Genomic DNA, 23,579 nt, shown 5'->3' on the forward strand with positions numbered 1-23,579 from the left:
TGCAATAAGTTCAGATGCCCTTGGACGAGGGATGGGCGAAGGCCTCGCGCGTCTCGGCGTTGAGCGGGTAGTTGATGTTGATGTTCCTGGGCGGGATGGGCGACATGAACCAGCGGTTGTAGAGCTTTTCCATCTCGCCGGACTGCATCATGCCCGTCACCACGCGGTCCACGATGGCCTTGAAGCCGGCATCGTCCTTGCGCAGCATCAGCGCCTGGTTCTCGGTGCGCAGGCTTTCGCCGGTGATCAGGTAGTCCTGCGGGTTCTTGGCATTGGCGATCTGGCCGGCGAGCAGGATGTCGTCCAGCACAAAGGCCTGGGCACGGCCGCTCTCCACCAGCATGAAGGAGTCCGAATGGTCCTTGCCCGAAAGGTTGGTGATGTCGAGGTTGCGGCCCCGGTCCGCCTCGCGCAGCAGGCGAAAGGACGTGGTGCCCGCCGTCGTCGCCACGGTCTTGCCCTGCAGGTCGGCGACGGAGCGCAGCCCCGAGTCCGCGCGCACCAGCATGCGCACGTTGTAGCGGAAGATATCCGGCGAGAAGGCCACCTGCTTTTGCCGCTCCACCAGGTTGGTGGTGGAGCCGCACTCCAGGTCCACCGTGCCGTTGGCCACTAGCGGGATGCGGTTGGCAGAGGTCACGGCCTGATAGCGCACCTGCAGTGCGGGCAGCTTGAGCTGGGCCTTGACCTCGTCCACGATGCGCCGGCAGATGTCCATGCTGTAGCCCACGGGCTTGAGATCGCCATCCAGGTAGGAAAAGCCGAACGAGGACTCGCGGTAGCCCAGCGTGATGGCCCCGGCCTGCTGGATCTTGGCGAGCGTGCCGCTGTCCTGGGCATGGCTGGCGGCCAGCGGCAGCAGCGCGGCGATCAGGGCGCTGGTCACGGCCAGGGCCGTGCGCTTCAGGGTCGGGTGGGATGGGGTCATGGGGACACTCCTGTGGCGGGGGTGGGGGAAGCGGGGGAGTGGGCGCAAGCGCAGGAACGGATCAGAGAACCTGGGCGAGTGCGGCCTCGATGGACTCGGCCAGGCGCGTGGCGATGGTCTGCAGCTGTTCCCGCGTGGCGATGAAGGGCGGCGCCAGCAGCACGTGGTCGCCCGCACGGCCATCGGCCGTGCCGCCGCCGGGGTAGCACAGCAGGCCGCGCTGCATGGCTTCGGTCTTGATGCGGGCGTTGAGCTTCAGGCCCGCATCGAAGGGCGCCTTGCTGGCGCGGCCGGCCACCATTTCCACGCCCCAGAAGAAGCCGCGCCCGCGAATGTCTCCAACGTGCTCGCCCACGCGGCGGAGGCTGCCCAGGGCCTGCGCCAGCATCTGCCCGAAGGCTTCGCCATCGGTACGCACCTTGTCCAGCAGGCCGTCGCGCCGTATCACGCGCTGCACGGCCAGCGCCGCCGCGCAGGCCACCGGGTGGCCCAGGTAGGTATGGCCGTGCTGGAAGAAGCCGCTGCCGCGCGACATGGCATCGACGATGCGCCCCTGCGCCAGCACCGCGCCCACGGGCTGGTAGCCGCCGCCCAGGCCCTTGGCCACGGTGATCAGGTCGGGCACCACGCCTTCCTGCTCGCAGGCATGCAGGGTGCCCGTGCGGCCCATGCCGCACATCACCTCGTCCAGGATGAGCAGCACGCCGTGGCGGTCGCACACCTCGCGCACGGCCTTGAAGTAGCCGGGCACGGGCGTGAGCACGCCAGCCGTGGCGCCGCCCACGGTCTCGGCCACGAAGGCGATCACGCTGCGCGGGCCGTGGACGCCGATGGCCGCATCCAGTTCGTCGGCCAGGCGCTGGCCGTATTGCTCTGGGGTTTCATCGTCGCGCTGGTCGCGGTAGGCATTGCAGGGCGAGACATGGGTGGCCGGCACCAGGATGGGCGCGAACGGCGCGCGCCGCCAGGCATTGCCGCCCACGGCCAGCGCACCCAGCGTGTTGCCGTGGTAGCTCTGGCGGCGCGCGATGAAGTGCGTGCGCTCGGGCTGGCCGATCTCCACGAAGTACTGGCGCGCCATCTTGAGCGCGGCCTCCACGGCCTCGGAGCCGCCGCTGACCAGGTAGGCGTGGCTGGTGCCTTCGGGTGCGCCGCGCACCAGTTCCTGCCCCAGTTCCTCGGCCACCGCAGTGGTGAAGAAGCTGGTGTGGGCATAGGCCAGCCGGTCGATCTGGTCATGCATGGCGGCGATCACGTCGGGATGACCGTGGCCCAGCGAGGACACGGCCGCGCCGCCCGAGGCATCGATATAGCTGCGCCCCTGCGCGTCGCGTATCTCCAGGCCGCTGGCGGCGACGGCAACGGGGGGCGTGTGGTGCAGATGGCGATGGAACACATGACTCATGGCAGTTCTTTCAAGGAACAAATGTTTCATCACATTATTTGACGGAACATTTGTTCCGTCAACAGAGATTTCAACCACAGCCGTTCCAAGCCGGCCCGCGCCTGGGCTACAGTCGGCGCAGCCAACACCGCCCTTTTCCTCTCCTTCCTCCTCAAAACCTATGTCTGTTCAAGACGACATCCGCCAGCGATTTGCCGAGCTGAGCCCGGCCCTGCAACAGGTGGCCCGCTTCGTGCTGGAGCATCCCAACGATGTGGTCACGGCCTCCATGCGCAGCGTGGGAACGCGCGCCGGCAGCCCGCCCGCCACGCTGGTGCGGTTTGCGCAGTGGCTGGGTTTTGACGGCTGGCCGCAGCTCAAGCAGGCCTTCGCGCAGGACATGGGTCTGGGCAGCGACGAGGCCTACGGCCAGCGCGCCAAGGCCCTGGTGGGCCGCGCTGGCGACCATGACCTGGTGGGCGAGACCTTCGAGGTGCACCGCCGCAATCTGGAGGCCACCGAGCGGCGCCTGGGCGACGCCCTGCAGCAGGCCTGCGCACTGCTGGAAAAGGCCCGCAGCGTGCATGTGGCGGGCTTTCGCGCCAGCTACCCCGTGGCCTTTTCCTTCGTCTATGTGTACCGGCTGCTGCGCGCCAGCGTGCACCTGCTGGACGGCCAGGGCGGCACGCTGGAGATGCAGTGCCGCGCCATGGAGCGCGGCGACGCCCTGCTGGTAGTCGCCTTTGCGCCCTACTCGCGCGAGGCGCTGGCCGTGGCCCAGGCCGCCAGGGATGCGGGCTGCCGTATCGTGGCGCTGACCGACAGCCCCGCATCGCCCCTGGCGCTGCTGGCCGACGCCACGCTGCTGTTTTCGCTGCACAGCCCGTCGTTCTTCCCCTCCATCACCTCGGCCGTGGCGCTGTCCGAGGCCCTGGTGGAACTGCTGGCCAGCCGCGCCGGCAAGGGCGTGGTGCAGCGCATCGACCAGGCCGAGGAGCAATTGTTTGCCAGCGGTGCGTATCTGGAGGCACCTCGGTCGAGGAAAGCCGGTCGCGACTAGCCCAAGGCCGAAGCCGCCATTTGCGCCACAGCCATCGCAGCGCCAGGATCGTCACCGTCTTCCATGCTCCAGACGGCCGACAGTCCCGACCAGGCCAGCACCCATTGCAACAGGCGCCTTTGCTCCATGCCCGAGACTTTGGCAATGGTGGCCATGCGGCGCGCAAAGCGCCCCGGCGCCAGTGCGCTGGCGCGGTCGGGATTGCTCAGGATGTTGGCGTAGTCAAAGCCCCGCTCGCCATGCAGGCCCTTGGGGTCGATGGCCAGCCAGCCCAGGGGGCCGAAGTCAAGCACATTGCCGTGGTGAAGGTCACCATGCAGCACGGCCACGTCGCGCGGTGCGGCCAGCAGCTCGCGCGCCGTGGCGGCGCACAGGCCCAGCAGGCTGGCGGTTCCATGGCCTTGTGCAAGCAATGCATGGAACCACTTCGTCAGCGGCACCAGGGGTGGCAACGCCTTGGCGCGCGGCAGGTGCAGGCGCTTGGCAGCGGTGCACAGGATGCGCGTGGCCTCCTCATCGCGCTCGCCACGGGCCATCTCCACCAGCGATTCGGGTCCTGTGGCGCGCAGCATCAGCAAGGCCGGCCCTTCATGGGCCAGCACGGGCGCGGCACCATCGCCATTCCACCAGGCCATCAGCTGGGCGCCGGCCACTTCCTCGGGCTCCTGGGCGATCTTGAGCATGGCGGGCGTGCCGCCCTGGCGCACGGGCAGCAACACGCCGCGCGGCGTGGACAGGGGCTGGCCATCGATGGTCAGAGCCCAGCGGCTCAGATACGGCGCATGGAGAGACATTTTTTTCTGGCGGGCGATCAGGCAGCCTCAGCTTGCCCCCGCAGCCGTGGCAGGGCCAGCCACTGCCCGTCGATGGCGCGGATGCGCAGCCGGTGCTCGAACACGGCCTCCAGCGCCGCATGCGTGACCGCGTCGGCGCAGGCACCCTGGTGCACCACTTGCCCCTTGTCGAGAATGACCAGTTCCTGAGCCTGCAAGGCCATCGATATCTCATGCAGCACGCTGACCACGGTGCAGCCCTGGGCGACCAGGGCCTGCACGCATTCGAGCCAGTCGGCCTGGTGCGGCGGGTCGAGGTTGGCCAGGGGTTCGTCCATCAGCAGCACGCGGGCCTGCACGGCCAGGGCGCGCGCCAGCAGCACGCGCTGGCGCTCCCCGCCCGAGAGACTGCCCACGCTGCGCATGCGCCAGTCCCAGCCCTGGGTCTGGCGCAGGGCCTGCTCCACGGCGGCATGGTCTGCCTGGCTGGGCGCAGCCAGCCAACCCTGGTGCGGCAGGCGGCCCAGCATGACCACGTCATGGACCCGCATGTCGCCGGCCACGGGCTGGTTCTGGCCCAGCCAGGCGAGCGAGCAGGCCCGTTCGCGCGCACTCCATTGCCGCAGCGGGCGGCCCAGGAGCTCCACCGCCCCTTGCACGCCAGCGCCGGACTCCATGCCTGCCAGGGCGCGCAGCAGCGTGGATTTCCCGGCGCCATTGGGACCGACGATGGCGGTCCAGCGGCCGGCGGGCAGGGCCAAGCTCAGGCCGCTGAGGACCTGTCGATCGCCCAGGCGAACCTTCAGGGCGCGCGCTTGCAGGGCGGGGGCCGTCATGCGCCCTCCCCGCCGCGCAGGGCGTGGCGGCGGTGCATGAGCCACAGCAGGTAGCTGCCGCCCAGCAAGGCCGTGAGCGCGCCCACGGGCAGTTCCTGCGGGGCGATGAGCCAGCGCGCCAGCAGGTCGGCGGCCAGCAGCAGCACGGCGCCCATGCCCGCGCTGAGCACCAGCAGCCAGCGGTGCATGGACCGCACCATGGAGCGCACCAGATGCGGCGCGGCCAGGCCGACGAAGGCGATCAGCCCGGTCTGCGCCACGGCCGTGCCCGTGGCCAGGGCCAGCAGCAAGATGAGCACCATGCGCAACGGCGCCAGCGGCAGGCCCAGGCTGTGGGCCGTGGCCTCGCCCAGGGACAGGCCGTCGAGCACGCGGCCCAGGCACCAGGCGCCCAGGGTGGTGGCCAGCAGCACGGCCAGCATCAGCGCGCAGGCGCCCCAGCCGATGAAGGAGGTGCTGCCCAGCATGAAGGCCTGCATGGCCTGCATGATGTCCGGGTTCATCAACAGCACCAGGGACGCGGCTGCGCCCAGCACCACCCCCACTACCACGCCGGCCAGCAGCAGGCGCATGGTGTTGTGCACGCCCTGAGCCAGCACCAGGGTCAGCAGCACGGCCAGGGCCGCGCCCGCAAAGGCCGCACCCGTGACACCCAGGCGCGCCAGGCCCGCCAGTGCGAAGGGCGAGGCGCCCAGCGCCGCCATGCTCAATGCAACGCCCAGAGAGGCGCCCGAAGCGCTGCCCAGCAGATAGGGATCGGCCAGCGGATTGCGGAACACGCCCTGGGCGATGGCCCCGGCCAGCCCCAGCAGGCCGCCGGCCAGCCACGCGCCCGCCGTGCGGGGCAGCCGGATCTCGGTGACGATCTGCCAGGACAGCGGATCGCTGCGCGCCGCCCACACGCTTTCCCAGCCCGTGCTGCCCACGCCCGCGCCCAGCAGCATGAGCAGGGCACTCACGACCAGCAGGGCCAGTGCCATCCACGGCGCAGCCAGGCCGCTGTGGTGCCTGCGGGCCGGCCTCACCGTGCGGCCCCGTTCAGGCAGCGCGCCATCAGCGCAGCGCCCTCGGCCATGCGCGGGCCGGCGCGCACCAGCACGTCCAGCTCGGCCGGCACAAAGCGGCAGACGCGCCCGGCCTGCATGGCACGCAGGCGGCCCCAGCCCGGATAGGGCTCGCCCGATGTGCCCAGGCTGCGGTCGCCGCCCAGGATGAAGTCCGGATCGGCGCGCACCACGAATTCAGGGTTGATGCGCGGGAACGGCCCCAGCTGCGCACCCACGATGTTGCGCATGCCCAGGCGCGCCAGGGTCTCGCCGATGAACGAAGACTCGCCTGCGGCAAAGGGGCCGCGGTTGACCTCGAAGTACACGGTCTGCCCGCGCAGCGCGGGGGCCATGCTGCGCTCCACCTCCTGCATGCGCGCCTCGATGGCGGACCAGACACGGTCGGCCCCCTGCCCGGGCGGCAGATCCAGCAACTGGCCCACGGTGCGCAGCACGGCCTGCGCATCGGCATGGGTGCGCGGCTCCAGCGCCACCACCTTGAGGCCCAATGCCTGCAGCCGCGCCACCGAGCGCGTGGCCATGGACACCAGCACCAGATCGGGCTTGAGCGCGACGATGGCCTCGATGTTGGGATCGATTCCGCCGCCCACCACGGGCAGGGTCTTCACATGGGCCGGCCAGTTCGAATAGCGGTCCACGCCGACCAGGCGCTGGCAGCCGCCCAGCTCGCACACGGTCTCGGTCAGCGAGGGCAGCAGGCTGACGATGCGCTGCGGCGGCTGTGGCAGCTCCACCGGAACGCCCCGCCCGTCCGTGACCCGGATGGCAGCCTGCGCCGCAGACAGCGCCAGTGCCAACGCCAGGCCCCACAGGGCGAGACGCCATGGCCTCACGGCTGCGGGCCCTTGAGCGCCAACGGCAGGCCGGCGCACATCAGCGTGACGGTTTCACAGCTTTGCGCCGCACGCTGGTTGAGCACACCCAGCGCATCCACAAAGGCCCTCACCTGCGATCCCAGCGGGATCACGCCCAGGCCGATCTCGTTGCCGACCAGGATCACCGGGCCGGGCGCAGCTTGCAAGGCGGCAAGAAAGGCCGTGCATTGGCCCTCCCATCCGCGCGCCAGTTCCTCGGAAGGCTGGGCCGGCATCATCCAGTTGGTCAGCCACAGCGTCAGGCAGTCCACCACCAGCAGGCGCTGCGGCGTGCTGTGCCGCGCAAGCATGGCGGCCAGATCCAGCGGCTCCTCAAGCGTGGCCATGCCGGGCACGCGCTCGGCGCGGTCGCGCCGGTGGCGGGCGATGCGCTCGCGCATTTCGTCGTCCCAGGGCTGGCCGGTGGCGATCAGCGCGGCCTCGCGGTCCAGGGCGCCATCGAGCCAGGCGCGGGCCAGCAATTCGGCACGGCGCGACTTGCCGCTTTTCTGGCCACCCAGAATGAGTTGACTGCGCGCAAGCGAATAGGTGGAGATCTGGTCGGTCATGACGCCTGGCCTGCGGGAATGTCAGCGCCCAGCAGCGCCGCCACGGCGCGCGGCTGTGAGGCAAACCAGGCATGGAAATAGCTGGCGTGCACGCTGCCCTGGCGGTACAGCGCCTCGCCCCGGTCGGGCTGGGGAGCCTGGCCCGGGCGGCTGCTGCGCCCGGCCTCGGCCATGGACGTGTCCAGCCGGCTGTAGTGGAAGGTATGGCCGCGCAACAGGCCCCAGGGCGTGGGCAGTTGCTGCATGCCCAGGCCGGCCAGGCGCGGCTGCATGCGCGCATGGCCGGGCAACAGGCCCCAGAGGTCCGTGGTCCGGCCCGCAGTGTCGGTCAGTCGTTCGCACAGCGCGAGCATACCGCCGCACTCGGCCCAGACCGGCCGGCCGGCTGCCACGTGGGCGGCAATGTCACCGCGCAACGCGGCCTGGGCGGCCAGCGCGTCCAGGTGCAGTTCCGGATAGCCGCCGGGCAGCCACAGCGCATCGCACTGCGGCAGGCGCTCTGCGGCCAGGGGCGAGAAGAAGGCGATCCGCGCACCCATGGAACGCAGGCAGTCGAGGTTGGCCTGGTAGATGAAGCTGAAGGCCGCATCACGCGCCACCGCCACGGTGCGGCCCGCCAGCCAGGGCTGCACGGCTTCGGCAGGTTCCGGGCACGGTTCAAAGTCCACGGACCAGTCCTGCCAGCTGGCGCCCTGCCCTGCTTCGGCCTGCCAGGGCAACTGGCCCAGCGGCGTGGCCAGCAGCGCATCGGCGGCCACGTCCAGGCGCTGCAGGGCATCGTCCAGCTCATGCGCGGCAACCAGGCCCAGGTGCCGCTCGGGCAGCAGCGAGGTGGTTCCTGCACCCTGCACCCGCGCCAGCGCGCCCAGCCACAACGAAGGCTCGCGCAGGCCGGCACGCAGCAGGTCGGCATGGTGGGCGCTGCCCACGCGGTTGGCCAGCAGGCCGGCCCAGCGCAGGCCGGGCCGGTAGTGCTGCAGGCCATGGGCCAGTGCGCCAAAGGTGCCGGCCATGCCCGAGGCGTCGATCACGGCCAGCACCGGCAGGCCCAGCCGCTCGGCCACATCGGCCGCGCAGGGCGTGCCGTCGAACAGGCCCATGACGCCTTCCACCAGGATGAGGTCGGCCTCGCAGGCGGCGGCGTGCAGGCGCGCGCGCATGTCGGCCTCGCCCGTCATCCACAGATCGACGCTGTGCACGGGCGCGCCGCTGGCCAGCTCGTGCCAGTGCGGGTCCAGGAAGTCAGGGCCGCACTTGAACACGCGCACGCGGCGCCCCTGGCGCGCATGCAGCCGCGCCAGCGCAGCCGTCAGCGTGGTCTTGCCCTGGCCCGAGGCCGTGGAAGTGATCAGCAGCGCCGGGCAGCGTGCCCCGCCCCGGCCAAGGTCAATATTCATGTGTATTTGTTTGCTCCGTGCGACGCTGCCTTGAACCGGCCGCTCCGCCAACGCGGCGCATTGTAGTGCGCACCCCCGCCGTATCCGCACCCCACCCGCACCGCGCCCGCAACCAATGCTTACGCATTACACCCCGCCGAAGCAGACGCGTCCTACACATGGCGCTACGATTTTGTGAGACAGTCTGCCGCCCGCGCTCGAATACCTGAGCACGGTGCTGACGTCAAGCCTTCTAAGCCCCCCTGCTATCAGGTTTCCTCGGATACTTCCACGGAATGCGCTCACTTCGTTCGCACGTCCTACAATCTCAGCGTCTATGACCTCCCAGACTTCCCTCGACCACATTGCAGAGCGCGTGGAGCGCCTGCTGGTTCGCCACGAGGAACTGCAACGCACGAATGCGCTACTCGCCGAACAGGTGGCGGCCCTGACCCAGGAGCGTGATTCGCTGCGCTCGCGGCTCAACGCCGCCCGGGCCCGCGTCGATGCCCTGATCGAGCGCCTGCCCTCCAACCAGGGGGCTTGACCCCCTTCGCAACCGCCGACGCCCGAACGCCCATGAAGCAGATCGAAGTGCAAATCCTGCAGCAAAGCTATGTGCTGACCTGCCCCGATGGCCAGGAAGAGCGTCTGCTCGAGGCCGTGCGCCGTGTGGACACGGCCATGACCCGGATCCGCGACAGCGGCAAGGTCCGCTCGCGCGAGCGCGTGGCCGTGCTGTCCGCGCTGAACATGGCCTTCGACGTGCTGGACCGCGAAGCGCAGGAAAGCGCCATGGCCACGGCCCAGGCCGAAATGCAGTCCCTGCATGACGAGGTCACTTCGCAGCATGCCGCCCAGTCCGTGCCGCCCGAGCCCAGCCCCGAGGAACTGGCCGAGCGCCAGCGCCAGCAGGCCCTTGCCGAGCAACTGGTGCTGCGCCTGGACCAGGCCCTGGAAAGCGATGCTCGGCTGCTCTGAGCCGCTGCACTCCCTGTCTATCCAACGGCCTCTTCGGAGGCCGTTTTTCATGGCATCGGCCATGTCAATGGAAAGCCCATGCCGTTCAAAGAACTTGATTGCGGGCCTGCTCAATCGCCGTAGAATGGAGGCGTCTGCAAACCCGCCGGGCTTTATAGTTCCTTGGACCAATGCTCTATGAGCCCGGGCTTGGTACATTGCCATTCGAGCGTGATCGTCTCGCGTTAGATGAACCCAACGTCTGGCTGCCCTTGCCCCCCTGAACCCCGGTTCAGGATGACGGCCCGGTGGTCTTTGCAGACACCTGATTCCAACCCGGCGCACCTCCACGGTGCGCCGGGTTTTTTGTTGCCCTCCCCTCCCCGCCCATCCACTACCGATCTTCTGCCGCATGCCTGACCTGCTGTTTCTCGAACTGGCCCTGCTGGGCCTGTGCTCCGGCTTCCTGGCCGGCCTGCTGGGAGTGGGCGGCGGCATGGTGCTCGTGCCGTTTCTGACCTACTTTCTCGACAAGCGCGGGGTCGGCCCGGATCTGTCCGTGAAGATGGCGATCGCCACGGCCATGGCCACCATCGTGTTCACCTCGATCTCCAGCCTGCGCGCCCACCACGGTCGTGGCGCCGTGCGCTGGGACATCGTGCGCAGCCTGGCGCCGGGCATCATCACGGGCGGCCTGCTCGCCAGCCTGGGCGTTTTCGCGCTGCTGCGCGGCAAGTACCTGGCGCTGTTCTTTGGCGTATTCATCGGCTACATGGCGCTGCGCATGCTGCGCAGCAACAGCCAGCCCACGGCCACGCGCGCCCTGCCGGGGCCGCTGGGGCTGTACGGCGCGGGCACGGGCCTGGGCTTCATCTCGGGGCTGGTGGGTGCGGGCGGGGCCTTCATCAGCGTGCCCTTCATGATGCGCTGCTCGGTGCCCATGCACATGGCCGTGGGCACCAGCGCGGCACTGGGGTTTCCGATTGCCGTGGTGAATGCGGCGGGCCTGATCTTCACCGGCGCGGGCGACGCCGGGCGCCCCGAATACTCGCTGGGCTACCTGTGGCTGCCGGCCCTGCTGGCCCTGGCCTGCTGCAGCGTGCTGACGGCACCGCTGGGGGCACGGGCCGCGCACCGGCTGCCCGTGGGCCAGCTCAAGCGCATCTTTGCCACGCTGCTGTTCGGCCTGGCGGCCTACATGCTCTGGAAGGGCTTGAGCGCAGGCAGCTGAGCGCTCGCGGCCTGGGCCATTCTCTGCCGGTAGGCGATGGCGCCAATGCCGGCGCGCTGGGCCTGCAGGCATTCGCCGAACTGCTCGCGCGGCAGGCCAGGCGCACACAGGAAGCCCTGGAAGTAGTGGCCCTGCATGCGGTGGATGGCCGTCAGCTGCTCGTGCGTTTCCACGCCCTCGGCCACGATCTCCACGCCCAGGGCCAGACCCAGGCTGATGATGGCGCCGACGATGGCCTGGTCGCCCTCGTCGCTGGGCAGGCCGCGCACGAAGCTCTGGTCGATCTTGATCTTGGAGATGGGCAGCTTCTTCAGGTAGGCCAGGTTGGAGTAGCCGGTGCCGAAGTCGTCAATCACCATGCCCACGCCCAGATCGGCGATCTGGCATACGCGCAGCGCCATGTCCTGGGCGTCCTGCAGCAAGATGCTTTCCGTCAGCTCCAGCTCCAGCAGCTGGGGTGTCAGGCCGTAGCTGCGCAGCAGCTCGGTCACCCGCTCGACAAAGCCTGACTGGCGGAACTCCAGCGCCGACACGTTGACCGAGACCTTGATGGGCATGCCCTGCTGCTGCCAGCGTGCAGCCTCCTGCACGGCCTGCTCCATGACCCAGGCGCCCAGCGTGACGATGTAGCCCGACTCCTCGGCCAGCGGGATGAAGACACCCGGCGAGACCACGCCGAATTCGGGATCGGTCCAGCGCAGCAGCGCCTCGGCAGCAACGATGCGGTCGCTGTCTATGTGCACCTGGGGCTGGAAGTAGACCGCCATGCGGCCATGCTCCAGCGCCTGGCGCATGGCGTGCTCCAGCTTCATGCGCGACAGCAGGCCGGCGCTCATCTGCGGCTGGTAGAAGCTGAAATGGCCCCGGCCCCGCTCCTTGACGCGGTACATGGCGGTGTCGGCCTGGCGGATCAGCTCATCCAGCGTGAGGCCATCGGCCGGGTACTGGGCCACGCCGATGCTGCACTGCACGGAGAAACCCAGGCCGTCGAGCAGGAAGGGGCGCTCCATCTCCTGCAGGATGCGCTTGGCCACCGAAGCGGCCAGCTCGGCGTTGCAGCCCTGCAGATAGAGCACGAACTCGTCGCCACCCAGGCGGCACAGGATGTCCACGGGCCGCATGCAGTCGCTCAGGCGCTGCGCAACCAGCTTGAGCACGCGGTCGCCGAACTGGTGGCCCAGCGAGTCGTTGATGATCTTGAAGCGGTCCAGGTCGATGAACAGGATGCTGAACACCGTGCCGCCTGCGCGCGCGGCCTCGATGGCTGCATCCACGCGTTCCGTCAGGTTCAGGCGGTTGGGCAGGCCGGTGAGCGCGTCGCTGTAGGCCAGCTGTTCAATGCGCTGCTGGGCCACGCGCTGCTGCGTGAGGTCGCGCATGAAGCCGATGCTCTGCACCACGTCGCCCTGCGCGTTGCGCAGCGGCACCCAGGACAGGCGCACGGCGCAGCGCGCGCCGCCGGCCTGGCGCAGCCACAGGTCGCCCTCCCAGAAGCCGCCCTGGTGCCACTGGATGCGGGCCAGGTCGCCCAGGGTGTCGGCCTGGCCTTCGGAGGCCTCGAACAGCGACTCCACCGTGCGCCCCTGCACGGGCATGCCGCCCAGCAGGCGTTCGCAGGCCGGGTTGGTGCGGGCCACATCCATGTAGCCGTCGGCAATGAAGATGCCGTCCAGGCTGGACTCGAAGACGCGCGCGGCCAGCTCCAGGCCCGCCTGGGTCTGGGCCTCGGCCGTGATGTCGCGAAAGGAAAAGATCCGCCCCATGGGCAGGCCCCGGCGCAGCTGGGGCACGGCGCGGCGCTCCAGGATGCGTCCGTCGCGCAGGTCCAGCACGTCGGCCGCCTCCATCAGGGGCTGGGCCGACAGCAGCTTCAACTGGCGCGCATAGGATTCGGCATCGCGCACCTGGCTGGCCAGGTGGTCGAGGATGGCCACGTCGTTGCGGCGCACCAGCAGCGCCTCGGGAATGCCCCAGAGCGTGGCAAAGCGGTGGTTGAAGGCGCGGATGCGGCCATCGGGATCGCAGACCAGGATGGCGTCGGCCGCGGACTCCAGCGTGGCGCGCAGCTCGCCCAGCAGGCTCTCGAACTCGGCCTCGTGCAAGGCCTGCTCGCGCCGGTCCAGCATGCTGACCAGCAGCACCTCGCCATCGAGCGCGCGCACGCGCATCTCCACGGGCGCCAGCTGGCCATCGGCGCGGCGCACCTCGGCAATGAACTGGGCTCCGGCCTGCCAGTTGAAGGGATCGCTCCAGAAAGCCTGCTGCTGCGGCGTGGCGGCCAGCACCTGCACGGGCAGGCCCGGGGCCGCATCGGCCTCATAGCCGGTGACGGATTCGCTGGCGGCGTTGGCGCGCAGCACCTTCAGGGTGCGCGCATCGATCAGCCACAGGGCCTCCTGCAGTGCATCGAGCAGGCGGGGCCAGGCGCGGTTGAGCGCTTGCTTGTTCAAGACGCCACCTTCGGTGGATCCAACTCCACCGCCCGTTCAAAGTAATAGCAGACACGCCGGCGCGGCGACAGGTAGTCCAGCGCATCGCGCGGCAGTTGCGCGGGCGCCACTCCCCGGCGTATGCCCAGCTCGGGAAACAGCTCCAGCGCCAGCACGGGCGCCTGCGCGGCCGGCACGCCGGCATCGTGCACCATCACCGAGGGCTTGAGCGGGCGTGATGCATTCACGGACATGACCATGGCATGGCGCCCGTCGGTCAGCTCCACCACCGAGCCCGGGGGGAACACACCCATCATGCGGATGAAGCCATTGAGCACGGGCGCGGCGAACTTGTCGCGCAGCCGGCTGAACAGCATGGACAGGGCCTCGTGCGGCGTATGCGGCGTCTGTGCATCGCCGGGATTGCACAGGCGATCGTAGCTGTTGACCAGGGCCAGGATCTGGCCCGTGAGCTCCATGTCTTCGGCCACCAGGCTCAGCGGGAACCCCGTGCCGTCGGCCCATTCATGGTGCTGGGCGATGGCCGTGGTGACCTGGGCCGACAGGCCCATGCGCATGGCAATGGCCACGGATTCGCCCACATGGCGCTCGTAGCGCTCGCGCAGGGCGTCGGGCACGGAAGGCTCCAGGGCCAGGCCGTGCATGCCTTCGACACCGGCCACGGGCTTGCCCGCGTCATGCAGCAGCGCCGCCAGGCCCAGGTCGCGCAGCAGCGATTCCCGCAGGCCCAGGGCCCGGCCCAGCAGCAGGCTGAGCACGGTCACGTTGACGGCATGCACGCTCTGGCTGCTGCCCACGCCATCGGACAGCAGGTGAATGGCCACGTCCTGCGGGCCCGCCAGTTCGGCCAGGCAGCCATCGACCAGGGCCTCGGTGGGCATGCGCGCCTGCTCGGGCGCGCTGGCAATGGTGGTCTCTATGGCCACATAGCCACGCTCCACCTTCTGAAAGCGCGCATTGCAGTCCTCCAGCCGGCCGCGCCAGTCGGGCACGGACAGCAGCAACGGTGCTGGAGCAGGTTCGGTGGGTGCAGGCTCGGGGGCCACCACGACGGGCGGCAGCTCCTGCGGCGGCGGGGTGCGCACCTCGGCGGGCCAGGTGTCGCTTTTGTGCGGGACACAGCGCACCACCTCCAGGCCCAGGGATTTCAGGGTCTGGATCTGTGCGCTGGAGGTGATCTTGAAGCTGCTGACCGGAAAGGGATGGTTCAGCCACCCAACATCGAGCTGGACAAACATGCCCGGACGGAGGTCTCGGATATCGATGAGGACGGAATGGTTCACGCGCGGCAACGGCCCCGAGGCTGAAGGAATCGGCAATATGTAAGCCGATGATTCGGGCATTATCTCCAGTTCTGAGGGCCTCGCAGCCAATCCGCGACCCCAGGTGCCAAGTCTGGCCTCAGCTGTTGCTCAACGGCACCAGAGGCTGGGCTTGTAGATCAGGTCCATCCACAGCGCCCAGACGGCCACGCCCACCAGCATCAGGCCGGCCAGGCGCGTGCCCCATTCGGCGCGCAGGCCGTTCAGGCGCTGCCGGCCCAGCCGCCACAGCCAGGGGCCGGCCACCAGCCACAGCCCGCTGCCCACGCCAAAGGCCGCCATGGCCAGCGCGCCCTGCAACGGGCCGCCGCTGAGCGCGGCGACCAGCACGGCCGAATACAGCAGTCCGCAAGGCATGAGCGCCCAGGCATAGCCTGCCGCCAGCGTACCGCCCGGCGCCGACACCCAGGGCTGCACGCGCCGCCAGGCGGCGCGACCGGCAGACTCCAGCCAGGCGGGCTGGCGGGCCTGCACCATCATGGCCAGGCCCCAGGCCATCACGGCGACATGGGTCAGCGTCCAGAACGGCTGCAGCGCCGTGGTCTGGCTGGTGAGCCAGGACAGGCTCTCCATGGCCAGGGCCGAGGCAGCGCCCAGGCTGGCATAGCCGGCCAGACGGCCGCCGTGGAACAGCGCCGTGCGCAGCCACAGCCGGCTTTGCAATCCATGCACGGCCACCACCTGCGAGCCGCCGCCCTGCCCCGCCCCGCCCGTGACCACGCCGCAGGGCGCAGCGCACATGGCAAGGCAATGGGGCCCGCCGACGAGCCCCATGATCAAAGCGGTCCAGAGCAGCGACAACAGCATGGGGCCTAGATGATCCTCGAAAACCGCGCCCGGTTCTTGTCCGCCTGCAGATATCGGTCAAACAGCATGGCCACGCCGCGCACGAAGTACCAGCCCATGGGCGTGACCTGGAAGCCCTCGTCGCTGATCTGCACCAGGCCCTTGGCCTGCAGGTCCTCCAGGGCCGCCATCTCGGGCGCGAAGTACTCGCGAAAGCCTAGCAGCCAGGCCTGCTCCATGGGCTCGAACAGCACGGCGCCCTGGCACATGATGGCCATGATGACGGCGCGGCGCACCAGGTCGTCGCGCGACAGCGCCAGGCCCCGCACCACGGGCAGGTGGCTGGCGTCGATGGCGTCGTAGTACTCCTCCAGCGTCTTGGCGTTCTGGCTGTAGCTGGCGCCCACCTTGCCGATGGCCGACACGCCCAGCGCGATCAGGTCGCAGTCGGGCTGGGTGCTGTAGCCCTGGAAGTTGCGGTGCAGCCGGCCCTGGCGCTTGGCCACGGCCAGCGAGTCCTCCGGCAGGGCGAAGTGGTCCATGCCCACATAGACATAGCCACCGTCCATGAACGCGGCGATGGAACGCGACAGCATGGCCAGCTTGTCGGCCCCCTGGGGCAGATCCTCGGCCGCAATGCGCCGCTGCGGCTTGAAGCGCTCGGGCAGGTGGGCATAGGCATAGAGCGCGATGCGGTCGGGCCGCAGCGCGTTGACCTGGGCCAGCGTGCGCTCGAAGGATTCGGGCGTCTGCTTGGGCAGGCCGTAGATCAGGTCCACGTTGATGGAGGCAAAGCCCAGCTGCCGCGCGGCCGCCACCAGCTCGAACACCTGCTCGGCCGGCTGCACGCGGTGCACCGCGATCTGCACCTGCTCGTCGAAGTCCTGCACGCCGAAGCTCAGGCGGTTGAAGCCCAGCTCCTTGAGCACGACCAGGCGCTCGACGCTGACGGTGCGCGGATCGACCTCGATGGAGTACTCGCCACCCGGCTCCAGCTTGAAATGCTCGCGCAACAGGCCCATCAGCGTGCGCAGCTCGTCGTCGGAGAAGAAGGTGGGCGTGCCGCCGCCCAGGTGCAGCTGGCTGACGGTCTGGCCCTTGCCGCAATGGGCCGTGTGCAAGGCCATCTCGCGCGCCAGATAGTCCAGGTAGACGGCGGCGCGATCGTGGTGGCGCGTCACGATCTTGTTGCAGGCGCAGTAGTAGCAGAGCGACTCGCAAAAAGGCACGTGCACATACAGCGACAAAGGCGTGGCACGCGCTGCGGTACTCGATTTGCGTTGTTGCAGCGCCAGGATATAGTCCTCTGCACCAAAGGCCTCGACAAAGCGGTCGGCGGTAGGGAACGAGGTGTATCGGGGCCCCGGTACGTCAAAGCGACGCAGCAGCTCTGGGGTGACAGCGGTCATGGGTTTTTTCCTCTAATACCTCGACTGTGCCGCAGCACATCGGTCATGTCCTTGACTCATATCAAGAGTTGTTTGAGGGACTGCTGCGACAATTTGATCCAACTCATCGCAATCCACGAGGTCACCGCCGGCACGCTGTGTGCCGCTGATGTTTATCACTCCATGAACCTTCAGACCATCAAAGCCTCCTGCTCCAACTGCAACCTGCGCGAACTGTGCATGCCCATGGGCCTGGATGCCGAGCAGATGCAGCGCATCGACGACATCGTGGCCACGCGCCGCAAGGTCAAGCGCGGAGGCCTGCTGTTTCGCAACGGCGAGACATTCACCTCGCTGTACGCCATCCGCACCGGCTTCTTCAAGACCTGCGTGGCCACCGAGGATGGACGCGACCAGGTCACGGGCTTTCAGATGGCCGGCGAGATCATCGGCCTGGACGGCATCGTCAACGACCACCACACCTGCGATGCCGTCGCGCTGGAAGACGCCGAAGTCTGCGTCATGCCCTTCGACAAGCTGGAAGACCTGTCGCGCGAGGTCACGGCCCTGCAAAACCATGTGCACAAGGTCATGAGCCGCGAGATCGTGCGCGAACACGGCGTGATGCTGCTGCTGGGCAGCATGCGCGCCGAAGAGCGCCTGGCCGCCTTCGTGCTCAACCTGGTGCAGCGCCTGCATGCGCGGGGCTTTTCCAAGTCCGAACTGGTGCTGCGCATGACGCGCGAGGAAATCGGCAGCTACCTGGGCCTGAAGCTGGAGACGGTGAGCCGCACCTTCTCCAAGTTCGCGGACGACAACATCATCGAGGTGCGCCAGCGCCATCTGCGCATCCTGGACACGGAGGCGCTCAAGCGCATCGTCAACAGCCAGCAGTGCCAGTGAGGCTGCAAGGGCGGCAAGCATTCATCCGCCAATGAACAAGGCCCGCGACAGCGGGCCTTGTTCATTGCGGCGGGCTCTCGCTCAGTCCCGCCCCAGCCCCTGCATGGCCAGGTCCGGGTCGGGCTCGGAGACCACGCCGTCATTGAGATCGCGGGCCGAGCGGCCCAGCATGGTGGTCATCAGGCTGGAGAGCATGGTCACGCCCCAGAAGGCGAAGAAGGCCAGCGTGTAGATGCCCTGGCGCGACCAGCCCAGGTCGCCGAGCCAATGCAGCTCCAGGGGGTCCACAAAGGCAAAAACCAGCATCTCCATCACGGCGGCTGCCAGAAAGGCAGGCCAGGCAATCCACATCCAGCGTTGGGCCAACATCAGCGATCTCCTTGTGCTGTCGAGGGGTCGCCTTCATTGTGCGCCGCGCCAACGCATGGCGCCAAGCCCCGCAGCGCCCTGCACGCCTGTAGGAAACCCTCACCCGTCGCGCATGCCGGAGATGCGATCCGCCATGCAAAAAGGCCGCGACTGCGGCCTCTTGCAGGGGTGCACGGCGATCAGCGGTCCGTGGGGTGATCGTGCGCGGGCGTGGCCGCATGGTTGCGGCCGGTGACGGCGGGCGCCATGCTCTTGGGCACTTCGCGCACGCCATCGGCACGCTCGTTGATCGTGATGCCGTTGCGGTAGTAGTCGGGGTCGATCACGGGATCGGCGCCATTGATGGCGATGATGGCCGTGATCACGGCAGCGACCACCACGGCCGCCGGGCCGGCCACCACCAGCCAGACATGGCCGAACTTCCACCAGGGCTTGCCGGCGTCGGGGTGCGAGGGAGCCTGCGCGGGCGCGGACACTGCGGGACTGGAAGACATGGGAAACCTCTTTCTTTCAGGCGGCAGGCGCGGACCTTGCCGCGCCTGCCAGGAACATCACCGGGGCACCAGGAAGACGGCCTTTTCGGACGCGCGTCCCGCGCCCGAATGCACGGCATCGATATCGAAGAATACGGTGTGCGAGCCCGGCTCGGCCGAACCGTAGGGAATCTGCAGGCGCGCCGCAATGCCGCGCGTCTCGGCCGGGCCGACCTCGACTTCCTGCTCGGACGCCAGCTCCAGCCCATCGAGGCCGTGGGCGCTGATGCGGTAGCGCTGGGCCTGCTCGGTGGCATTCATGATCTGCAGGCGGTAGACATTCTCCAGCTTGCCGCCCGCCACGATGCGCGACAGCGAGGCGCGGTCGCGGATCACGTCCACCTTGACCGACTGGCGCAGCGCCAGGCTCACGATCATGGCCACGCTCAAGCCGATCAGCACGGCCGAGTAGATCAGCACGCGCGGACGGAAGATGCGGCGCAGCACCTGGGCACGCCGCCACAGGCCGGCCATGGCGTTCTGCGTGGTCAGGCGGATCAGGCCGCGCGGGTACTCCATCTTGTCCATGATGGAATTGCAGGCGTCTATGCACAGGCCGCAGCCAATGCATTCGTATTGCAGACCGTTGCGGATGTCGATGCCCACGGGGCAGACCTGCACGCACATCTTGCAGTCGATGCAGTCGCCCAGGCCCTGGGCCTTGTAGTCCACCTTCTTGGTGCGCGGCGCACGCGGCTCGCCCCGGCCCGTGTCGTAGCTGACGATCATGGTGTCCCGGTCGAACATGGCGCTCTGAAAGCGCGCATAGGGGCACATGTACTTGCAGACCTGCTCGCGCATGTAGCCCGCGTTGCCATAGGTGGCAAAGCCGTAGAACAGCACCCAGAACATCTGCCAGCTGCCCTGCAGCGCCAGCAGCTCGCCGCCCAGCTCGCGGATGGGCACGAAGTAGCCCACGAAGGTGAAGCCGGTCCACAGCGCAATGGCGATCCACAGCAACTGCTTGAGCGACTTCTTCCAGGCCTTCTCGAAGGTCCAGCCGTTCTTGTCCAGCCGCATGCGCGCGCTGCGGTCGCCTTCGACCTTGCGCTCCACCCACATGAAGATCTCGGTGTAGACCGTCTGCGGGCACGAGAAGCCGCACCACAGGCGCCCGGCCACGGCCGTGAACAGGAACAATGCCAGCGCCGAGATGATCAGCAGGCCCGCCAGGTAGATGAAGTCCTGCGGGTACAGCACCAGCCCGAAGAGATAGAAGCGCCGCGTTCCGAGGTCGAACAGCACCATCTGGCGCTGGCCCCACTCCAGCCAGGGCAGGCCGTAGAAAACCAGTTGGGTGAGAAACACCAGGGCCCATCGCCAGCGTGCGAAGACACCGCTGATGGAGCGCGGGTAGACCTTCTTTTCCGACTCGAACATCGACACCAGCTCGCCCGGATCAGGCGTGGCCGGCGTGATCGGAATGACTTTGCGGGGAGGCTTCCCGGTGTCATCCCCGCTCTCGGGCTTCATGGTGGGTTCCTTTGTTTTTTTGAAATATCTGAAAACTCAAAACGCAAAAAGGCGGCGCCGCAGCGCCGCCCCTGTGCTTACTGACGGACTGCGCCGTCTTTGTGCGACATGCCCCAGACATAGGAAGCAAGCACCGCGATCTGCGCCTCGGTCAGCTTGTCCTTCTGGGCAGGCATCTCGTTGTGCTTGCCGTTGTTGATCATGGCCGTGATGGCGGCCTCGCCCCAGCCGTGCAGCCAGATGTCATCGGTCAGGTTGGGCGCGCCCAGGGCCTGGTTGCCCTTGCCGTCCATGCCGTGGCAGGCTGCGCAGGCCGTGAACTTGGACTTGCCCAGCGAGGCCTTGAGCGAGTCGTGCGGGCTGCCCGACAGGCTCAGCACATAGTGCGAGAGGTTGCGCACATCGTCGGGCGTGCCGACGGCAGCGGCCATGGGCGGCATGATGCCGATGCGGCCACCCGTGATGGTTTCCCTGATCTTCTCGGGCGTGCCGCCATGCAGCCAGTCGCCATCGGTCAGGTTGGGGAAGCTCTTGCCGCCGCGTGCGTCCGAGCCGTGGCACTGTGCGCAGTTGTTCATGAACAGGCGCTCGCCGATGGCCATGGCCTGGGGGTCCTTGGCCATGTCTTCGGTGCTCATGCTCGTGAACTTGGCGTACAGCGGCTCCAGGTCCGCGCGGGCCTTGGTCATCTCGTTTTCATAGGCGCCCAGCTGCGTCCAGCCCAGCTTGCCCGCGAACGAGCCCAGGCCCGGATAGGCCGCCAGGTAGGCGAAGCCGAACACCGAGGTGATGATGAACAGCCACATCCACCACTTGGGCATGGGGTTGTTCAGCTCGCGCAGGTCCTCGTCCCAGACGTGGCCCGTGGTGTTGTCGGCCGATGGGACCACCTTCTTGCGTGCGGTGAGATACAGCAGCAGCAGGCAGCCGATGATGCCGCCCAGCGTGATCGCCGTGACATAGATCGACCAGAAGTTGTTTACGAAATCGCTCATGGGAAGTTCTCGTTCTGGTGGAGGGACTCAGTCTTGCTCGAACGGCAGCTGGGCGGCCTCGTCGAAACGGGCCTGGTTGCGGCGGGCGAACGCCCACCACCAGATGCCGATGAAGCAGGCCAGCGAGGCCAGCGTGGCCACGATGCGCATGGTGGTGATGTCCATGTCGCTCTCCTTTACTTGACCGAACGGCCCAGGACCTGCAGGTAGGCGATGACGGCGTCCATTTCCGTCTTGCCCTTGACCTGCTCGGCAGCGCCGCTGATTTCCTCGTCGCTGTAGGGCACGCCCACCTTGCGCAGCGCGCTCATGTGCTGGGCGACCACGGTGTCATCCACCTTGTTCTTTTCCAGCCAGGTGTAGGCAGGCATGTTGGACTCGGGCACCACGTCGCGCGGGTTGTTCAGGTGGATGCGATGCCATTCGTCGCTGTACTTGCCGCCCACGCGGTGCAGGTCGGGACCCGTGCGCTTGGAGCCCCACTGGAAGGGGTGGTCATAGACGAACTCGCCAGCCACCGAGTAGTGGCCGTAGCGCATGGTCTCGGCGCGGAAGGGGCGGATCATCTGCGAGTGGCAGTTGTAGCAACCCTCGCGCAGATAGACGTCGCGGCCCATCAGCTGCAGCGGCGTGTAGGGCTTGAGGCCCGCCACCGCTTCCGTGGTCGACTTCTGGAAGAACAGCGGAACGATTTCCACCATGCCGCCGACGGCGACCACCAGCAGGGTCAGCACGATCAGCAGGAAATTGTTGGTTTCCACCTTCTCGTGGGAAAAGCTCTTGGGAGCGCTATTGTTGTGATCGGACATGAGTAATGCTCCTAGACGCTCAGGCGTGGGCCACGACGGCAGGCACGGCCACCTTCACCGAACGGCCCGAGATCGCGGTCTTCCAGGTGTTCCACAGCATGACCAGCATGCCGCCCAGGTACAGCAGGCCACCGGCCACGCGGATCACGTAGAACGGATAGCTGGCCTTGACGCTTTCGACGAAGGTGTAGGTCAGCGTGCCATCGGGATTGACGGCGCGCCACATCAGGCCCTGCATCACACCGGCGATCCACATCGCGGCGATGTACAGCACGATGCCGATGGTGGCCATCCAGAAGTGCAGTTCGATGGCGCCCACCGAGTGCATCTTGGTCTTGCCGAACAGGCGCGGGATCAGGTAGTACAGCGAGCCCATGGTGATCAGGCCCACCCAGCCCAGAGCGCCCGAGTGAACGTGGCCCACGGTCCAGTCCGTGTAGTGCGACAGCGCGTTGACGGTCTTGATGGACATCATCGGACCTTCGAACGTGGACATGCCGTAGAACGACAGCGACACGATCAGGAAGCGCAGGATGGGGTCGTCGCGCAGCTTGTGCCATGCGCCCGACAGCGTCATCACGCCATTGATCATGCCGCCCCAGCTGGGAGCCAGCAGGATCAGCGAGAACACCATGCCCACGGACTGCGTCCAGTCGGGCAGCGCGGTGTAGTGCAGGTGGTGAGGACCCGCCCACATGTAGGTGAAGATCAGCGCCCAGAAGTGGACGATGGACAGGCGGTAGCTGTAGACCGGACGGCCAGCCTGCTTGGGGATGAAGTAATACATCATGCCCAGGAAGCCCGCGGTCAGGAAGAAGCCCACGGCGTTATGGCCGTACCACCACTGCACCATCGCGTCCTGCACGCCGGCGTAGGCCGAGTAGCTCTTCATCCAGCCGGCCGGAATGGCCGCGCTGTTGACGATGTGCAGCAGTGCCACGGCGATGATGAAGGCGCCGAAGAACCAGTTGGCCACGTAGATGTGACGGACCTTGCGGATGCCGATGGTTCCGAAGAACACGATGGCATACGAGACCCAGGTCACGGCGATCAGCAGGTCGATCGGCCACTCCAGCTCGGCGTACTCCTTGCCCTGGGTGTAGCCCAGCGGCAGGCTGATGGCGGCGGCGACGATGACGATCTGCCAGCCCCAGAATGTCAGGCTGGCCAGCTTGGGCATGAACAGCCGCGTCTGGCAGGTGCGCTGCACCACGTAGTAGCTGGTTGCGAACAGCGCCGATCCGCCAAAGGCAAAGATCACGGCGTTCGTGTGCAGCGGACGCAGGCGTCCGTAGCTCAGCCATGGAATGCCGAAGTTGAGTTCCGGCCAGGCCAGCTGCGAGGCGATCAACACCCCGACAGCCATGCCTACCACCCCCCAGACGACGGCCATGATAGAGAACTGCCTTACGACGGAATCGTCGTAATAGACAGCGTTTTTATTTGAACTATCCATCGTGCACCCCTTAGATTGCTATCAAAGTGTTACGTTCTTCGCTCCCGGGCGTGTTGA

Annotated in this window: 24 protein-coding genes; 5 read left to right on the forward strand and 19 right to left on the reverse strand. The window is 67.8% G+C overall.

Going from position 1 to position 23,579, the window contains the following annotated elements; translation table 11 throughout:
- Positions 1–10: 10 nt before the first annotated feature.
- Together BW39_RS02240 and BW39_RS02245 are read right to left on the reverse strand one after the other, a co-directional pair.
- Positions 11–928: an amino acid ABC transporter substrate-binding protein gene (locus BW39_RS02240; protein ID WP_043819432.1), complete on the reverse strand. Its 918-nt coding sequence runs from the start codon at positions 926–928 to the stop codon at positions 11–13.
- A gap of 61 nt (positions 929–989) precedes the next feature.
- On the reverse strand, positions 990–2,333 hold the full coding sequence (locus BW39_RS02245; RefSeq protein ID WP_043819435.1) for an aspartate aminotransferase family protein: 1,344 nt from the start codon (positions 2,331–2,333) through the stop codon (positions 990–992).
- A 160-nt stretch (positions 2,334–2,493) separates the two neighbouring features.
- Here BW39_RS02245 and BW39_RS02250 point away from each other — a divergent pair, with 160 nt between their 5' ends.
- A complete protein-coding gene (locus tag BW39_RS02250; protein WP_034391831.1) occupies positions 2,494–3,372 on the forward strand; it encodes a MurR/RpiR family transcriptional regulator in 879 nt (292 codons plus the stop codon).
- Here BW39_RS02250 and BW39_RS02255 read toward each other — a convergent pair.
- Genes BW39_RS02255 through BW39_RS02280 form a run of 6 tightly spaced genes read right to left on the reverse strand, consistent with a single transcriptional unit; the run spans position 3,369 to position 8,868 of the window.
- Entirely contained in the window at positions 3,369–4,166 is a 798-nt protein-coding gene (locus BW39_RS02255) for an aminoglycoside phosphotransferase family protein (RefSeq protein ID WP_043819437.1), read from the reverse strand. The two genes, BW39_RS02250 and BW39_RS02255, sit on opposite strands and share 4 nt — an antisense overlap.
- Positions 4,167–4,183: 17 nt before the next feature.
- Complete coding sequence (locus BW39_RS02260; RefSeq protein WP_043819439.1) at positions 4,184–4,981, reverse strand: ABC transporter ATP-binding protein; 798 nt, start codon at positions 4,979–4,981, stop codon at positions 4,184–4,186.
- Entirely contained in the window at positions 4,978–5,961 is a 984-nt protein-coding gene (locus tag BW39_RS02265; RefSeq protein ID WP_043819441.1) for a FecCD family ABC transporter permease, read from the reverse strand. Before BW39_RS02265 ends, BW39_RS02260 begins: the two co-directional genes overlap by 4 nt.
- A 41-nt stretch (positions 5,962–6,002) precedes the next feature.
- On the reverse strand, positions 6,003–6,881 hold the full coding sequence (locus BW39_RS02270) for an ABC transporter substrate-binding protein (protein WP_043819442.1): 879 nt from the start codon (positions 6,879–6,881) through the stop codon (positions 6,003–6,005).
- On the reverse strand, positions 6,878–7,471 hold the full coding sequence (locus BW39_RS02275; RefSeq protein ID WP_013803219.1) for a bifunctional adenosylcobinamide kinase/adenosylcobinamide-phosphate guanylyltransferase: 594 nt from the start codon (positions 7,469–7,471) through the stop codon (positions 6,878–6,880). Before BW39_RS02275 ends, BW39_RS02270 begins: the two co-directional genes overlap by 4 nt.
- Complete coding sequence (locus BW39_RS02280) at positions 7,468–8,868, reverse strand: cobyrinate a,c-diamide synthase (protein ID WP_043819444.1); 1,401 nt, start codon at positions 8,866–8,868, stop codon at positions 7,468–7,470. Before BW39_RS02280 ends, BW39_RS02275 begins: the two co-directional genes overlap by 4 nt.
- 316 nt (positions 8,869–9,184) lie before the next feature.
- Between BW39_RS02280 and BW39_RS02285 the strand changes: the two genes are divergently transcribed.
- The 3 genes from BW39_RS02285 to BW39_RS02295 all read left to right on the forward strand — a co-directional run bounded on the left by BW39_RS02285 (position 9,185) and on the right by BW39_RS02295 (position 11,038).
- Positions 9,185–9,394 carry a hypothetical protein gene (locus BW39_RS02285; protein WP_012204637.1) on the forward strand — a complete coding sequence of 70 codons (210 nt, stop codon included), beginning with the start codon at positions 9,185–9,187 and terminating at the stop codon, positions 9,392–9,394.
- Between the two features lie 32 nt (positions 9,395–9,426).
- Complete coding sequence (locus BW39_RS02290; protein ID WP_043819447.1) at positions 9,427–9,828, forward strand: cell division protein ZapA; 402 nt, start codon at positions 9,427–9,429, stop codon at positions 9,826–9,828.
- A gap of 391 nt (positions 9,829–10,219) precedes the next feature.
- The gene (locus BW39_RS02295; RefSeq protein ID WP_012204635.1) at positions 10,220–11,038 is read left to right on the forward strand and encodes a sulfite exporter TauE/SafE family protein; all 819 of its coding nucleotides are present in this window, start codon (positions 10,220–10,222) and stop codon (positions 11,036–11,038) included.
- On the opposite strand, the gene BW39_RS02300 is transcribed toward BW39_RS02295, so the two are convergent.
- The 4 genes from BW39_RS02300 to hemN all read right to left on the reverse strand — a co-directional run bounded on the left by BW39_RS02300 (position 11,002) and on the right by hemN (position 17,005).
- Positions 11,002–13,488, reverse strand: a complete 2,487-nt coding sequence (locus tag BW39_RS02300; RefSeq protein WP_013803222.1) for a bifunctional diguanylate cyclase/phosphodiesterase — start codon at positions 13,486–13,488, stop codon at positions 11,002–11,004. The genes BW39_RS02295 and BW39_RS02300 overlap by 37 nt on opposite strands.
- Positions 13,485–14,831, reverse strand: a complete 1,347-nt coding sequence (locus BW39_RS02305; RefSeq protein WP_081816113.1) for an HD-GYP domain-containing protein — start codon at positions 14,829–14,831, stop codon at positions 13,485–13,487. The genes BW39_RS02300 and BW39_RS02305 overlap by 4 nt, the downstream gene beginning before the upstream one ends.
- Positions 14,832–14,900: 69 nt before the next feature.
- Positions 14,901–15,617 (reverse strand): sulfite exporter TauE/SafE family protein, encoded by a 717-nt coding sequence (locus BW39_RS02310; RefSeq protein ID WP_012204632.1) that lies wholly within the window; start codon positions 15,615–15,617, stop codon positions 14,901–14,903.
- A gap of 5 nt (positions 15,618–15,622) precedes the next feature.
- Positions 15,623–17,005: an oxygen-independent coproporphyrinogen III oxidase gene (hemN, locus tag BW39_RS02315; RefSeq protein WP_043819452.1), complete on the reverse strand. Its 1,383-nt coding sequence runs from the start codon at positions 17,003–17,005 to the stop codon at positions 15,623–15,625.
- Positions 17,006–17,167: 162 nt separating this feature from the next.
- Here hemN and fnr point away from each other — a divergent pair, with 162 nt between their 5' ends.
- Positions 17,168–17,887 carry a fumarate/nitrate reduction transcriptional regulator Fnr gene (gene fnr, locus BW39_RS02320; RefSeq protein ID WP_034391808.1) on the forward strand — a complete coding sequence of 240 codons (720 nt, stop codon included), beginning with the start codon at positions 17,168–17,170 and terminating at the stop codon, positions 17,885–17,887.
- A gap of 81 nt (positions 17,888–17,968) precedes the next feature.
- On the opposite strand, the gene BW39_RS02325 is transcribed toward fnr, so the two are convergent.
- The 7 genes from BW39_RS02325 to ccoN all read right to left on the reverse strand — a co-directional run bounded on the left by BW39_RS02325 (position 17,969) and on the right by ccoN (position 23,522).
- Complete coding sequence (locus BW39_RS02325) at positions 17,969–18,256, reverse strand: hypothetical protein (RefSeq protein WP_013803226.1); 288 nt, start codon at positions 18,254–18,256, stop codon at positions 17,969–17,971.
- A 179-nt stretch (positions 18,257–18,435) separates the two neighbouring features.
- Complete coding sequence (locus BW39_RS02330; RefSeq protein ID WP_012204628.1) at positions 18,436–18,750, reverse strand: FixH family protein; 315 nt, start codon at positions 18,748–18,750, stop codon at positions 18,436–18,438.
- Positions 18,751–18,807: 57 nt separating this feature from the next.
- Complete coding sequence (ccoG, locus tag BW39_RS02335) at positions 18,808–20,262, reverse strand: cytochrome c oxidase accessory protein CcoG (RefSeq protein WP_013803227.1); 1,455 nt, start codon at positions 20,260–20,262, stop codon at positions 18,808–18,810.
- Positions 20,263–20,339: 77 nt separating this feature from the next.
- Positions 20,340–21,257, reverse strand: coding sequence for a cytochrome-c oxidase, cbb3-type subunit III (ccoP, locus tag BW39_RS02340; protein ID WP_043819454.1), 918 nt, complete (start codon positions 21,255–21,257; stop codon positions 20,340–20,342).
- Between the two features lie 27 nt (positions 21,258–21,284).
- On the reverse strand, positions 21,285–21,422 hold the full coding sequence (locus BW39_RS02345) for a cbb3-type cytochrome oxidase subunit 3 (protein WP_012204625.1): 138 nt from the start codon (positions 21,420–21,422) through the stop codon (positions 21,285–21,287).
- A gap of 11 nt (positions 21,423–21,433) precedes the next feature.
- Entirely contained in the window at positions 21,434–22,066 is a 633-nt protein-coding gene (ccoO, locus tag BW39_RS02350; protein WP_012204624.1) for a cytochrome-c oxidase, cbb3-type subunit II, read from the reverse strand.
- A 19-nt stretch (positions 22,067–22,085) separates the two neighbouring features.
- Positions 22,086–23,522, reverse strand: coding sequence for a cytochrome-c oxidase, cbb3-type subunit I (ccoN, locus tag BW39_RS02355; protein WP_012204623.1), 1,437 nt, complete (start codon positions 23,520–23,522; stop codon positions 22,086–22,088).
- Positions 23,523–23,579: the final 57 nt, after the last annotated feature.

Origin of the sequence: Delftia sp. RIT313, assembly GCF_000632165.1 — a bacterium.
In the GTDB taxonomy this organism is placed as follows: Bacteria; Pseudomonadota; Gammaproteobacteria; order Burkholderiales; family Burkholderiaceae_C; genus Comamonas; species Comamonas acidovorans.